The following is a 14153-nucleotide window of genomic DNA, read 5'->3' as shown; positions in this document are numbered from 1 at the left end:
GTAATTATATACTATTTACACCAAATATAAAAATTCATTTGAACTTTCCAAATCAACATAATAGTTATCTCGCTAAAAAATAACTATATTTGCAACCGAATTTGAGTGCTTGCACTCTTTTCGGACATACAGCCTAATCGTCATCGAACTACCACAACAAGACTATAAAGGCTGATAAATCAACTTACCCCAATGGGTGAAGTGTGTCTTGCGTCATAGACGTAGAACCGCTCCTATGGGTAAGTTGGCTGTGGTAGGCCAAGATGACGTTGGGCAGTGGTTCTACGTTTTCGTTCTACCGTTGCCGTTTTACAGATTATTGTTTAACTAAATAAAATATAGAATGGAAACAAGAAAACTTATTTTAGGAACAATTTTTCTATTTATCTCATTGATGTCATTGGGGCAGAACAAGTTTGATCTTACACCTGACAATATGATTAAGTTAGTCGGTAAAGTAAACCAAGAACAATTTGAACAATCCGTTGGTAGTCCAGTTGGCGAGGAAGAAGGCTTTATCGTGTATGAAGTGGAAAACACCTATGACAACGAAATAACGGCTATAAGGTGTTTTTACCGTGAGTCTGACGGTAAACTTATCTCCGTAAAATTCGGCACAAGGTACTACCTCGCTTATTGGATAGGCTTTACTCGATTAAACGGCTACCCAAAGACAGAAAAAGAGGCTCAACTTCGTGGAATGTTCGCCCCTAAGAAAGACCGATTCGGGGAGATATACCAAGTTAATCTGAAACTAAGAACATTTGGCTGTCAGATTATGGATATAAGAGAAACCCCATATTACTCTACCGCAATAATTAACTATCATACAGTAAAATTATGAAAGGGTGTCTCGCTGCGATATTGTTTATCGTCCTTTTGTTTTTCGGTCCAGTTGGTTGGATATGCGCTGCGGTGTTAGATATAATCCTGCTTACTTCAAGCAGTAAAAGAAAAAGTAAATTACTTTTTCAATGTACGTCCTGAGATTTTTACCAAGTCATCAAACTCTTTCATTGTTTGCAAATGCTTGTAGTAGGCTTCAAACTCACTAAATGGCATTTCCGCATCAACGAGTAAGTCCATAACTTTATTTTTGGATAGCATTTTCAAATGGGGAACTTCTACACGGTGTTTCCCTTTTTTGAATAACGTACACTCCGTAATAATTGTAGGAGTGAAATTATGTACTCCTAAAAAGTCCTCAACTATCCTCGTGTGGTAACAAGTGGGAGTATGGGTCTCTTGGTGGTGTGAATTTGGCATATAATTCTATGATAATGGGTCCTTTAATTTTGACTTCAAATGATTCTTCGGTACGTTTCACCAATTCCTCATCTGCAAAAATAGGCGGTTTTGCCGAATTTTCAGATATAGAGGGCCTTTCCCTATTCTGTATTTGCTGAGAAAGATGCGCTGAAGATGTGCTGTGATAGTCTTCCAAACGGGCTTCTGGTTCAGAACTGTATTCTTTTTGTTCTTTCAAGAGCTGTTTTTTTATAGCTTTGAAGAATGGAAAAAGAATTTTCTCACGCGTACATTTATTATATAATGTGATTATTGGCAGGAATAATTTAGTAAGGGAATGTGATGTTTCAAGTGAAAAATAATCTACATAAATGGTTGTAAAACGTTATAAAATACAGCATTGTTTCGCGTCTTAATTTTATTGGAAGTCTCTCCACTTCTGCTCAACTTTTCTTCACTTGCTCTGAAGTTTAGATTAATTAACATTTCAACTATCTGATAATCAATGGCTTTTCTTTCCCTAAGAACAAGAACAAAGAACAAGAATAAGAACGACGGAAAGAAACAGAAGAAAGGGAGCCGCCGACGCCGATGTGTTCTTTGTGTAGTTTTCTTTACAGTTGCGTCGCCGTCCTCAAGCTTGCGGTCAGCCTCTCTGCGGTCAGCCGTTTGTCGGTATGTTCTGTTTCCTGACCTCGTAAATCCTGTCTTTCTGTCATGATTTATGAAAATTTTCAGTTATTTTCAAACTTTTCTTTAAAAACATTTGGAAGTGGCGTGTTTTTGTATTACCTTTGCAAACGCTTTCAGGAAGAAATCACTTGAACATTGATTATGCATTCCAGGAGCAAGGCAGGGGTCTTGCAAAAGGCTTTGGCCACTTAGAAGAAGCGTTCTTTGAAAGGATTTACATAAACAGAGAAGTAGTACAAGAAGCAAGGCATGTAGCAATATGTGTCTTGGGTAGAATAAACGAACCGATCAATTCGAGCAGTGAAGTGATGGGGAACGGGATAGCGAGTGATTGCTTTCTTAGTCCGTTGCTTTCTTGCTTTCAATTTGTTTTTTTACTATTAAATCAGGGAGATTCGTTCTGAACAGATTATTTAGGGTATGAGCTTGAAGCCGAGACAGTTCTGCTGTCTTTTCTTTTTGCTTTTTACCTGTCAAGCTTACTTTACAATGGAGAGTTTGATCCTGGCTCAGGATGAACGCTGGCTACAGGCTTAACACATGCAAGTCGAGGGGAAACGACGGGGAAGCTTGCTTCCCCGGGCGTCGACCGGCGCACGGGTGAGTAACGCGTATCCAACCTGCCTCTGACTGAGGGATAACCCGTCGAAAGTCGGCCTAATACCTCATGGCATCGTCTGCGGGCATCCAACGACGATTAAAGATTTCATCGGTCAGGGATGGGGATGCGTCTGATTAGCTTGTTGGCGGGGTAACGGCCCACCAAGGCGACGATCAGTAGGGGTTCTGAGAGGAAGGTCCCCCACATTGGAACTGAGACACGGTCCAAACTCCTACGGGAGGCAGCAGTGAGGAATATTGGTCAATGGGCGGAAGCCTGAACCAGCCAAGTAGCGTGCAGGAAGACGGCCCTATGGGTTGTAAACTGCTTTTATGCGGGGATAAAGTGAGGGACGTGTCCTTCATTGCAGGTACCGCATGAATAAGGACCGGCTAATTCCGTGCCAGCAGCCGCGGTAATACGGAAGGTCCGGGCGTTATCCGGATTTATTGGGTTTAAAGGGAGCGTAGGCCGTGGATTAAGCGTGTTGTGAAATGCAGGTGCTCAACGTCTGCACTGCAGCGCGAACTGGTCCACTTGAGTGTGCGCAACGCAGGCGGAATTCGTCGTGTAGCGGTGAAATGCTTAGATATGACGAAGAACTCCGATTGCGAAGGCAGCTTGCGGGAGCACAACTGACGCTGAAGCTCGAAAGTGCGGGTATCGAACAGGATTAGATACCCTGGTAGTCCGCACGGTAAACGATGGATGCCCGTTGTCAGGCTGTTTCAGCCTGGTGACCAAGCGAAAGCATTAAGCATCCCACCTGGGGAGTACGCCGGCAACGGTGAAACTCAAAGGAATTGACGGGGGCCCGCACAAGCGGAGGAACATGTGGTTTAATTCGATGATACGCGAGGAACCTTACCCGGGCTTGAATTGCAGACGAACGATTCAGAGATGATGAGGCCCTTCGGGGCGTCTGTGAAGGTGCTGCATGGTTGTCGTCAGCTCGTGCCGTGAGGTGTCGGCTTAAGTGCCATAACGAGCGCAACCCCTTTCTTCAGTTGCCATCAGGTGATGCTGGGCACTCTGGAGACACTGCCACCGCAAGGTGTGAGGAAGGTGGGGATGACGTCAAATCAGCACGGCCCTTACGTCCGGGGCTACACACGTGTTACAATGGCCGGTACAGAGAGTTGATTTTGTGCAAACACGATCTAATCCTTAAATCCGGTCCCAGTTCGGACTGGGGTCTGCAACCCGACCCCACGAAGCTGGATTCGCTAGTAATCGCGCATCAGCCATGGCGCGGTGAATACGTTCCCGGGCCTTGTACACACCGCCCGTCAAGCCATGAAAGCCGGGGGTGCCTGAAGTCTGTGACCGCAAGGAACGGCCTAGGGCAAAACCGGTGATTGGGGCTAAGTCGTAACAAGGTAGCCGTACCGGAAGGTGCGGCTGGAACACCTCCTTTCTGGAGACGGATTTCCTGCTGGTTGACGAGTTGACAGTAAACAAGTTGACGAGTTAACGGGTTTACAAGTTGACAAGTCGACAAGTCAATAGTAATGACAATAGGGATAAATAAAAGAGAGATAGGCAAGGAATTCTGCCGTTCTTCTTGTACTGCCGCACCTGTTTTTTGATATAGAGAAAAAGGAAGCCGGGCTATCCAAGCCCAGGTCTTGGACAGCAGCCAACCGGGATTCATGAGCATGAGCATGGAAATGATAATTATGCATTGTGCATCATGAACAGACCACAGTCCTATAGCTCAGTTGGTCAGAGCGCCACACTGATAATGTGGAGGTCGGCAGTTCAAGTCTGCCTGGGACTACTTCTTTAATTCATAATTCATAATTAATAATGCATAATCCAAACTAAAATTTGAGTTTTGCTTATTAATGGAACCTTGAATGATGAACACTCCAATCAAATGGTAATCATAATTATGCATCATGCATTAATCATTATGAATTACTACCTTGGGGGATTAGCTCAGCTGGCTAGAGCACCTGCTTTGCAAGCAGGGGGTCAACGGTTCGAATCCGTTATTCTCCACAGATGGACATCACCGTGCATGCTGAAGCGTGCATTCTGAGGTTTCCATACGATCTTTGACATATTGACACAAGCAAAAACTGTAAAGTAAACTAAGTTCAGTCTTAGAAATCAAATCGCAAGATGCGATTTCACTTGACAGCTGAAAGTATGAGCTTCAGAAGGTGAAGCCGGAGGAAGGCAGAGCAATGTATGTTGCTTCTTGTATCCCCGCTTTATCCTTCATAAGAAGAAAGTAAGAAAGGGCGTATGGCGGATGCCTAGGCTCACAGAGGCGACGAAGGACGTGATAAGCTGCGATAAGCCCCGGGTAGATGCAAATAATCTCTGATCCGGGGATTTCCGAATGGGACAACCCGGCCGTCTGAAGGACGGTCACTCACGCTGAGCGTGGGAGCTAACGCAGGGAACTGAAACATCTTAGTACCTGCAGGAAAAGAAAATAAACAATGATTCCCCCAGTAGTGGCGAGCGAACGGGGAAGAGCCCAAACCGTGACTGTGGCAACGCAGCTGCGGGGTAGTAGGACCGCGACATTGTATGGATCGAGTGAAAAGAATCTTCTGGAAAGAAGAACCACAGAGGGTGAAAGTCCTGTATTTGAAGCAAGATTCGGCATAGCGGTATCCTGAGTAACGCGGAACACGAGTAATTCTGCGCGAATCCGCCGGGACCATCCGGTAAGGCTAAATACTCCTGTGAGACCGATAGTGAACCAGTACCGTGAGGGAAAGGTGAAAAGCACTTCGACAAGAAGAGTGAAACAGTTCCTGAAACCATACGCCTACAAGCGGTCGGAGCCGGTATATCCGGTGACGGCGTGCCTTTTGCATAATGAACCTACGAGTTACCATCTCTGGCAAGGTTAAGAGTAATGATGCTCCCAGCCGCAGTGAAAGCGAGCCTGAATAGGGCGTTTAAGTCAGAGGGGGTAGACGCGAAACCAAGTGATCTACACTTGACCAGGTTGAAGTTCCGGTAACACGGAATGGAGGACCGCACCGATAAGCGTTGAAAAGCTTCCGGATGAGTTGAGTGTAGGAGTGAAAGGCCAATCAAACTTGGAGATAGCTCGTACTCCCCGAAAGGCATTTAGGTGCCGCGTGTGGCGATCTCCGTGAGAGGTAGAGCGACCGATAGGTCAAGAGGGCTTCACCGCCTATCGAGACCTGACGAACTCCGAATGCTCACGGACTGCAGCCATGCAGTAAGGGGGCGGGTGCTAAGGTCCGTCCCCGAGAGGAGAAGAATCCAGACCGCCGTCTAAGGCCCCGAAATTCTGTCTGAGTTAGTCTAACGAAGTCCGGTCCCCATGACAGCTAGGATGTTGGCTTGGAAGCAGCCATTCATTCAAAGAGTGCGTAACAGCTCACTAGTCGAGGGTCCGGGCATGGATAATAATCGGGTATAAGTCAGATGCCGAAGGCGCGGGATAGCAATGTATATTGAAAGTATCGGTAGGGGAGCATACCATGTGCGCAGAATGGTGATGATGACAGATCCTGGAGCGCATGGTAAAGCAAATGTAGGTATAAGTAACGACAAGAGGGGTAAGATTCCCCTCCGCCGTAAGTCTAAGGTTTCCCGGGCAATGCCAATCATCCCGGGGTAAGTCGGGTCCTAAGTCTCAGCCGAATGGCGAAGGCGATGGCAGAAACGGTCAACATTCCGTTACTACCTTCAGGAGCGACGTGGAGACGGAGCAGTGACACTGCCGCGGGGCGACGGAAGTCCCCGTTGAAGAGCGTAGGCGTTGATCGGAGCAGGCAAATCCACTCCGAGAGCCGACCTTGACAGTACGGCCTCCCCCTCGGGGGAAGCTGACAGCGCAGGTAACCATACTCCCGAGAAAATCCGCTAAGCTTTATCCTGTAGGTACCCGTACCGCAATCCGACACAGGTAGACGGGTAGAACATACTGAGGCGTTGAGAGATTCATGGTTAAGGAACTAGGCAAACTGACCCCGTAACTTCGGGATAAGGGGTCCTCATAGCAATATGAGGCGCAGAGAATAGGTCCAGGCAACTGTTTAACAAAAACACAGGGCTGTGCAAACTCGAAAGATGACGTATACAGCCTGACACCTGCCCGGTGCCGGAAGGTTAAGAGGAGAGCTCATCCTTTAAGGTGAAGGTTTGAATTGAAGCCCCGGTAAACGGCGGCCGTAACTATAACGGTCCTAAGGTAGCGAAATTCCTTGTCGGGTAAGTTCCGACCTGCACGAATGGTGTAATGATCCGGACGCTGTCTCAACCATGATCTCAGTGAAATTGTAGTATCGGTGAAGATGCCGATTACCCGCGATGGGACGAAAAGACCCCGTGAACCTTTACTACAGCTTAGCATTGATCTCGGTCATCCGATGTGTAGGATAGGCCGGAGGCTTTGAAGCGCGGGCGCCAGCCTGTGTGGAGCCATCCTTGAAATACGGCCCTTTGGCTGTCTGAGGTCTAACCCGCGCGATTGCGGGGACACTGCTTGGTGGGTAGTTTGACTGGGGTGGTCGCCTCCAAAAGCGTAACGGAGGCTTCCAAAGGTGCCCTCGGGCCGATTGGTAACCGGCCTTACAGAGTGCAATGGCATAAGGGCGCTTGACTGGGAGGGAGACATCCCGAGCAGGCAGGAAACTGGGGCATAGTGATCCGGCGGACGTGTATGGAAACTCCGTCGCTCAAAGGATAAAAGGTACTCCGGGGATAACAGGCTGATCCCCCCCAAGAGCTCATATCGACGGGGTGGTTTGGCACCTCGATGTCGGCTCGTCACATCCTGGGGCTGGAGAAGGTCCCAAGGGTTGGGCTGTTCGCCCATTAAAGTGGCACGCGAGCTGGGTTCAGAACGTCGTGAGACAGTTCGGTCTCTATCTATCGTGGGCGCAGGAGTTTTGCGTGGTGCCGTCACTAGTACGAGAGGACCGTGACGGACAGACCTCCGGTTTACCGGTTGTGCCGCCAGGTGCACCGCCGGGTATCTGCGTCTGGACTGGATAAGCGCTGAAAGCATCTAAGTGCGAAGCCAGCCGCAAGATTAGAACTCCGTTGAGGGTCGTTGCAGACGACGACGTTGATAGGGTGCAGGTGTAAAGACGGCGACGTCAAAGCCGAGCACTACTAATTGCCCGAGACTTTCTTCTTTCAGGCTCACGCTTTGAGCCGTTCAAGGCAATGGACTGAGAACATAGTCCTTTACAGCTTTGCTTGTGGAGATATTGTTAGTCAGTTAACAAGTAGACAGTGGACGAGTAAACGGGTTGATAGTTAATAGTTAACAAGTAGACGGTAGATGAGTAAACAAGTTGCTTGATAAAATATAGAAGCAATGGATAATAAGCAAGACAGATAACTTGTCAACCTGTCAACACGTCAACTGAAACAGACTTGTGAACTGAAAACGAGACATCAGGTGGTTATTGCGGTGGGGTCCCACCTCTTCCCATTCCGAACAGAGAAGTTAAGCCCACTTGCGCCGATGGTACTGCAATGCAATGCGGGAGAGTAGGTAGCCGCCTCCTTTAAGCCGGAGCCCCGAGGACACAATATTCTCGGGGCTCCTTTTTTTGTGCCTGCCCTTTTTCCCAGTCTCCTCTATGTAAGTTTCCTCCCCGTAAGTTTCCTTCCTGTGCCCTGCAGGAAACCGTATTTCTGTCAACTCTTATTGGGAGTTATCATTCCCTTTTCATCCATTCACAAAGAAAAGACATCCCTGCCATGTTGCCTTCCCTGTAACTTGCATCCTATCCCTCTCGCATTCTGATGCTGAAAGCCACGCTACTTGACACGGATTGCATTCTAACTTGACGCAGATTGTAATGTAACTTGATGTAGATTGTAATGTAACTTGATGTAGATTGTAATGTAACTAATCACTGAAAATGAAGAAATATCGAAGCTGATGTAAACTAACTGATAATGAGGAGGAAATACACGAATTAGCATAATACTGCTCTATTTGTAAAGGGTAGAAATATGCAGATTTAGGCAGAAGTTCAGTTACCAGAGCGTTACCTTGTTTTGATGTTGGTAACGATGAAGAAAAAATAGGTAACTGAATTATTATCGTTCGTGTGGCTGTTGCTTCGGTCGGGAGTTTTCTGCGTAAGTGAGGAACGCTTTAATTCGGGTAACTTTGCCCACAAATATTAAAGCGTATGAAAACAGAGAAGATGAAGGTGTTGCTCTACCTTAAAAAGAGCGGTATAGGCAAATCAGGTAAAGCCCCGATTATGGGGCGGATAACACTTGGAAGGAGTATTGCGCAGTTCAGTTGTAAACTTTCCTGCAACCCCGACTTGTGGAATTCACGTGAGAGCAGGATGGACGGCAAGAGCCGTGAGGCGGTGGAGATTAACGGAAGGTTGGAGAACCTGTTACTTTCCATTCAATCTACCTATCAGTCGCTAATTGCCAAAGGACAGCCATTTGATGCAACCGATGTAAAGGAGCTGTTTCAAGGTAGCGTGCAGGCTCGCTGTATGCTCATCGAAAGGTTGGATATGCTCATCAGGGAAAAAGAAAGCCATATCGGTATAGACATCAAGGAAGGATCTATGTCCGCCTATTATTCCACTCGAAAACGATTACAGGAGTTTATACAGAAGAAGTATCATGTTTCGGATTTGGCTTTCTCGCAATTGCCAGAAAGCTTCATCTACGAATTGCAAGCATTCTGTCTTGGTGAGCTTGGTCATCAGCAAAGCACATTCTTCAGAGTTGCAGCAGATTTGAAGACCGTCTGTAGGCTGGCTTATCGTGAGGGGCTGGCAGATACGCTTCTGTTTGATAAAGTACATATAGAACGAGGAGACAAGAAAGCACCTAAAGCTCTTGACAAAGAAGCATTGGAGAAGTTAAAGGCACTCCGCTTTGATGATTTGGAGGAGGAAATGGAAACGGCAAGGGATATTTTTCTCTTTGCCTGTTATACAGGTGCTGCGTATTGCGATTTGATGGAACTAAGCAAATCTCATCTTGTCCGTGATGACGAGAGAAATTTGTGGCTGAAGTTCAATCGGCAGAAGACAGGTGTACTATGCCGTATCAAATTGCTGCCCGAAGCCATTAGTCTGATAGAGAGGTTTCACAACGATGAAAGGGAAACACTGCTTTCCTATGTCAAGTACAAGAACTATCAGACTTGTCTGAAAGCCCTATGGCTTCGCGCAAGTATCCCGTTTCCCTTTACCACGCATACAGCAAGACACACCTTTGCCACGCTTATCACCTTGGAACAGGGCGTTCCAATCGAAACGGTGAGCAAGATGCTGGGACATTCCAACATAAGCATGACCGAACACTATGCGAAGGTAACGCCACAGAAACTCTTTGAGGAGTTCGACCGATTCCTTGCTTTCACCGAAGATTTGCAACTGGTTATCTAATCCTTATCAAATCATTTGATTTCTTATCTATTCATTTAAAATTGCAAAATAACAAGACAATGAGAAGTACATTCAAGATACTGTTCTATATTAACAAACAGAAAACAAAGGCAGACGGAAAGACAGGCATTCTCTGCCGTGTCACCATAGACGGACAGAGTGCAGCCATTACCACGGGCGAAGAATGTAAACCCTCCGAATGGAATGCCAAACAAGGATTGACTACTGGCAAAAGAATAAACAAAAAGCTTGCAGAGTTCAGAGAACTTGTAGAAAGATTTATCGGGACTTACTGACAAGGGACGGAGTGGTCAGCGTGGAACTTATCAAGAAGCGTTTGCAAGGTATTGCTACCCATCCGACAACGCTGCTTGCCATGAGCAGGGCAGAACTGCAATCCGTCAAAGAGTGCGTGGGAAAGTCAAAGACGGAGGGAACTTATCAGAACCTGTACTACTCGGACAAGATGCTCACGGAGTTTGTCAAGGACAGAGGAAACGAGGATATATCCATTACAGCTATCACAAAGGAGATGTTCGAGGAGTACCGTTTCTTCTTGAAGAAGCGATAATATGCCGCATCGACCATCAACCGATACCTTTGTTGGTTGAGCCGACTGATGTTCCGTGCGGTCAGTAGGAGGATTATCCGCTGCAATCCGTTTGAGAACACCAAGTATGAGAAGGAGAAAAAGAAAATACGCTTTCTGCAGAAAAGCGATGTAATGAAACTTATGGCAATGAGGATAAATGACAGGGAAGCAGAATTGGCACGGCTGATGTTTGTCTTTTCATGCTTCACAGGCATGGCTATCGCTGATATGGAAAGTTTAGAATACAGCCATATCCAAACGGCAGCGGATGGGCGGAAGTATATCCGCAAGGAGCGTCAGAAGACAAAGGTCGAGTTCATCGTGCCACTGCATCCCATAGCGGAAGCCATCATCAGCCATAGCAGGAATGCGCAGGCAAGAAACAAAGAACAGCAGACGGTGAAAGAAAAAGGCGACAGCCTTGTCTTCCAACCTCATTGCAGCCGTAGCGTGATGGGCAAGAACCTGTGCATTGTGGGCAAGGCTTGCGGTATCAGACAGAGATTGTCGTACCATGTTGCTTGCCACACTTTCGGTACGATGAGCCTAAGCGCAGGAATACCCATTGAGAGCATAGCCAAGATGATAGGACACGCATCCATATCAAGCACGCAGATTTATGCGCAGGTAACGGACAACAAGATTTCGGAGGATATGGACAGGCTCATTGCCAAACAATCGGCAAAAGAGAAAGAAACTATGGAGAGAGAGGTTTATGAACCAAACTCTGCTAACTCGTTGTAATTAAATGTCCTATCAATTTTGACACATCGGTAGTGTAGCATTTTTGTCACTTAAAAAATATCTGCAATTATTTTGCTGAAACAAAAATAATACTTACCTGTTGCAAACAGAAAGTTAGTTGTGGTTTTCCACACTCAAAGATAACAGTACTCGCTTGGCATACCGTAAGATCTGCTGGCGAGTCATTTTTTTATAGATACTATGGCGAATAAAGAATCACGTTCCATTCAGGAACAGATCGATTTACTGAAGCATAGAGGCATGATTATAGAAGATGAGGAGTTTGTCCATCTTCATTTAAGTCATATCAGCTACTACCGTTTGAAGGGGTATTGGTGGGATATGCAAACTGACAAAGAACAGCATATATTCAAGAATGACGCCAATTTTAAGGACGTTATTGCACGATATTTCTTTCATAAGGAGTTGCGTCTTATCTTGTTCGATGCTATAGAAGCCATAGAGATAGCGTTGCGGACGAAGATGATTTATCATCTTTCACAATCATACGGTGGACTGTACTATATGGATAAGGGACTTTTTAACAATGAAGAGCTCCGACAGCAACATATACATGATCTGATGGGCGAGTTTATGCGTAGCGGTAAGATTTTCATAAAAGACTACAAATGCAAATATGGAGTGTGGGAGGACAGAAAATGTATATCTCTTACCCAACAGCCTGACGCATGGATTATTTTTGAAGTTGCGACTTTTGGAACACTTTCAAAGATATATAAGAATCTTAATCATCAGTTACCTGAAAAGGCAAGAATTGCCAATGAATTCGGACTTAATATGCATACAGAACTCTCAAGCTGGCTTGAAGCCATCTCCTATTTGAGAAATATTGTAGCCCATCATTCAAGAGTGGAGTCGAAATATGGTAAAACGCCCAATGGATATTAGTAATCCAAGAGGCATTTGGCTGCAATATCCTCTTTCGGAATTCTCTAAAAAGAAGCCATTTCTAATCATTACTTCCATGTTATACTTGTGCAATGCTATCAATGCAGGGGATACATATAAGAGAAATACAATCTCACTGATAGAGGAAAATCCTGACATCCCTATTTATAAGATTGGTTTTCCAGACCATTGGAATAGGGAATCTATCTGGCGATAATTTTGTACGGGAATATCAATCGCAATATTCCCGTACTTTATTTAACGTGAGTTCGACGAATTCAGAACAAAGCAAGTTGTGTGTCAAAGTTCCTTTGTACATTGATACACGGCTTTTTGGGAAACAGGCAATAGGCAGCAATGGCACCTAGTAGGTTGACGATGAAGTTGTCAAAACATCTATGCCTGGAGTGCTCCACCTGCGCAATATTCTTAAGCTCATCTTTCACTGTTTCTACAATAGCTCTTTTTCTGAGTAATAGTTTGTCAGAAACGCTCATCAAAGCTCCTTTCATATTGCTTTTCAGCTTAGTAATAAGTTGTATTCTGTCAACGAAAAGCCTTTGAAAGAGGTTCTTGCCGATGTAGCCTTTGTCACCGAATAGCTTACTATATATAAAATCTATGAATGCTTTGTACTCCAAAGGCTTACGGTCATCAATATCTCCCGGCGTTATCATAAAGTTGAGAATCTCTCCTTTCTCATTGCAAATCAAATGCAACTTGAAGCCGAAGAACCAACCCATAGAGCATTTTCCTCTTTGAGCTATGCCTTTGAAAACTTTGTGAATATGTATTCTTTGGTTTTTGCAGACACGCAGTGGTGTGCTGTCAACGAAGCTTATGCCCGTGCATTTGCCTAACAAGACCTTCTTGATAAACAAGGTTAAGGGTACGGCTACCTCCCTTTCCAATTCTACTATACGGGTATAAGAAACAACTTTTGGAAATAGATAGCGAAGCTGCTTGCATACTTTTTCAAGATAGAAATGTTTGAAACAACGATAACCAGAATCGTGGAAAAGGATTATTATCAGCATAACTTCTGCCTTTGACATTGTAGAATTTCGATGATATTCCCTTTTTCCTGTAGGTTTTAGCGTATATTTTGCTGTCATTGCATCAAAAAACTTGCAGAAGTCATCTGCCATACAAAATATTTCAGTAACCTTGTCCTCGGTGATCATAGCGATTTTTGTTTATAATTATTTGAATTCCAATACCTTAAAATTATAACAAATTTCGCTAATCACCAAATTTATAGACACTTCAATCATCCGACGCTTTTCGTTTTACCCCGCTGTTTGGCCTATATTGATGGCCCATTCAAGAATTCATGAGGAGTAATTGACGTTTGATGTTGCCCCACTTGATAAATGATGGGGACAAACAAGAAGGAGGTAAGGGATAAACCGTACCGGGGTAACGTTGTATTGTAACGTCAGCAGCAACAAATCGTATGGCGGTTTCGTTGTTTGTAAGGCAGGGTTACCGAACGTAGTGAGGCTACCTTGTCTATGAAATGTGCGAGAAAGCAACGCTAAAAGGTGTGAAGTCTACCTCTTCTCTCCCAAAGAGAGGGTGAATGTGCCTGCAAACAGATTGGACTCCCCTCCTTTTGAGGGGCTGGGTGAGGCTTAAACGCAACACCGATGGCGTTGCTTTCGCATCACTCACCTTATGACAGCGTTGGCATTGCATGCCAACGCTGCCCTCTAAACAACGAAACCGCAATGCGGTTTGTCGTTTGTGTGCTACTTGCTTCCCTGCCATCATATACCGATTTGCTTTGAATGGCAGACAAATATGTATGGTTAATGGAGCGGACGCACGAACCGTTCGTCCCTACATACATTCAGGCTGATAATCAACAGCTTACACCTTATGTTTCAATCTCAGCCATATCGCGTGGTAAAATGGCTGAGATTGCGCGGTAAAATGACCCATATTAGCGTGCAAAATGGCTGAGATTGAAATGCAATATAGT

General features: G+C 45.3%; 6 protein-coding genes, 2 tRNA genes, 3 rRNA genes and 2 pseudogenes. 10 read left to right on the top strand and 3 right to left on the bottom strand.

Annotated features, from left to right (window positions below):
- The first annotated feature begins 343 nt into the window (after positions 1 to 343).
- Positions 344 to 844 carry a hypothetical protein gene (locus EL210_RS10350; protein ID WP_018921217.1) on the top strand — a complete coding sequence of 167 codons (501 nt, stop codon included), beginning with the start codon at positions 344 to 346 and terminating at the stop codon, positions 842 to 844.
- A gap of 119 nt (positions 845 to 963) precedes the next feature.
- On the opposite strand, the gene EL210_RS13910 is transcribed toward EL210_RS10350, so the two are convergent.
- The gene (locus EL210_RS13910) at positions 964 to 1086 is read right to left on the bottom strand and encodes a hypothetical protein (protein WP_258577616.1); all 123 of its coding nucleotides are present in this window, start codon (positions 1084 to 1086) and stop codon (positions 964 to 966) included.
- A gap of 118 nt (positions 1087 to 1204) precedes the next feature.
- Entirely contained in the window at positions 1205 to 1486 is a 282-nt protein-coding gene (locus tag EL210_RS10345) for a hypothetical protein (RefSeq protein ID WP_018921215.1), read from the bottom strand.
- Between the two features lie 941 nt (positions 1487 to 2427).
- Between EL210_RS10345 and EL210_RS10330 the strand changes: the two genes are divergently transcribed.
- The 8 genes and pseudogenes from EL210_RS10330 (at position 2428) to EL210_RS10295 (ending at position 12386) form a co-directional block, all read left to right on the top strand.
- Positions 2428 to 3959 (top strand): 16S ribosomal RNA (locus EL210_RS10330).
- 289 nt (positions 3960 to 4248) lie between these two features.
- A tRNA-Ile gene (locus EL210_RS10325) sits at positions 4249 to 4322 on the top strand.
- 150 nt (positions 4323 to 4472) lie between these two features.
- Positions 4473 to 4546 (top strand) — tRNA-Ala (locus tag EL210_RS10320).
- A 229-nt stretch (positions 4547 to 4775) separates the two neighbouring features.
- A 23S ribosomal RNA gene (locus tag EL210_RS10315) occupies positions 4776 to 7680 on the top strand.
- Positions 7681 to 7945: 265 nt separating this feature from the next.
- A 5S ribosomal RNA gene (rrf, locus tag EL210_RS10310) occupies positions 7946 to 8058 on the top strand.
- The 16S, 23S and 5S rRNA genes sit together here with 2 tRNA genes alongside, the layout of an rRNA operon.
- Positions 8059 to 8694: 636 nt before the next feature.
- Positions 8695 to 9924, top strand: a complete 1230-nt coding sequence (locus EL210_RS10305; RefSeq protein WP_018921124.1) for a site-specific integrase — start codon at positions 8695 to 8697, stop codon at positions 9922 to 9924.
- Between the two features lie 59 nt (positions 9925 to 9983).
- Positions 9984 to 11260 (top strand): annotated as a pseudogene (locus EL210_RS10300) (tyrosine-type recombinase/integrase).
- Between the two features lie 201 nt (positions 11261 to 11461).
- Positions 11462 to 12386, top strand: a pseudogene (locus tag EL210_RS10295) (Abi family protein).
- 61 nt (positions 12387 to 12447) lie between these two features.
- Here EL210_RS10295 and EL210_RS10290 read toward each other — a convergent pair.
- A complete protein-coding gene (locus tag EL210_RS10290; RefSeq protein ID WP_081620299.1) occupies positions 12448 to 13353 on the bottom strand; it encodes an IS982 family transposase in 906 nt (301 codons plus the stop codon).
- A gap of 606 nt (positions 13354 to 13959) precedes the next feature.
- On the opposite strand from EL210_RS10290, the gene EL210_RS13625 reads away from it, so the two are divergent.
- Complete coding sequence (locus tag EL210_RS13625) at positions 13960 to 14103, top strand: hypothetical protein (protein ID WP_018921121.1); 144 nt, start codon at positions 13960 to 13962, stop codon at positions 14101 to 14103.
- The last annotated feature ends 50 nt before the right edge of the window (positions 14104 to 14153 follow it).

Origin of the sequence: Segatella oris (assembly GCF_900637655.1) — a bacterium.
In the GTDB taxonomy this organism is placed as follows: Bacteria; Bacteroidota; Bacteroidia; order Bacteroidales; family Bacteroidaceae; genus Prevotella; species Prevotella oris.
Note: the sequence above shows the minus strand (reverse complement) of the source record. Positions and strands in the feature narration are given on the sequence as shown.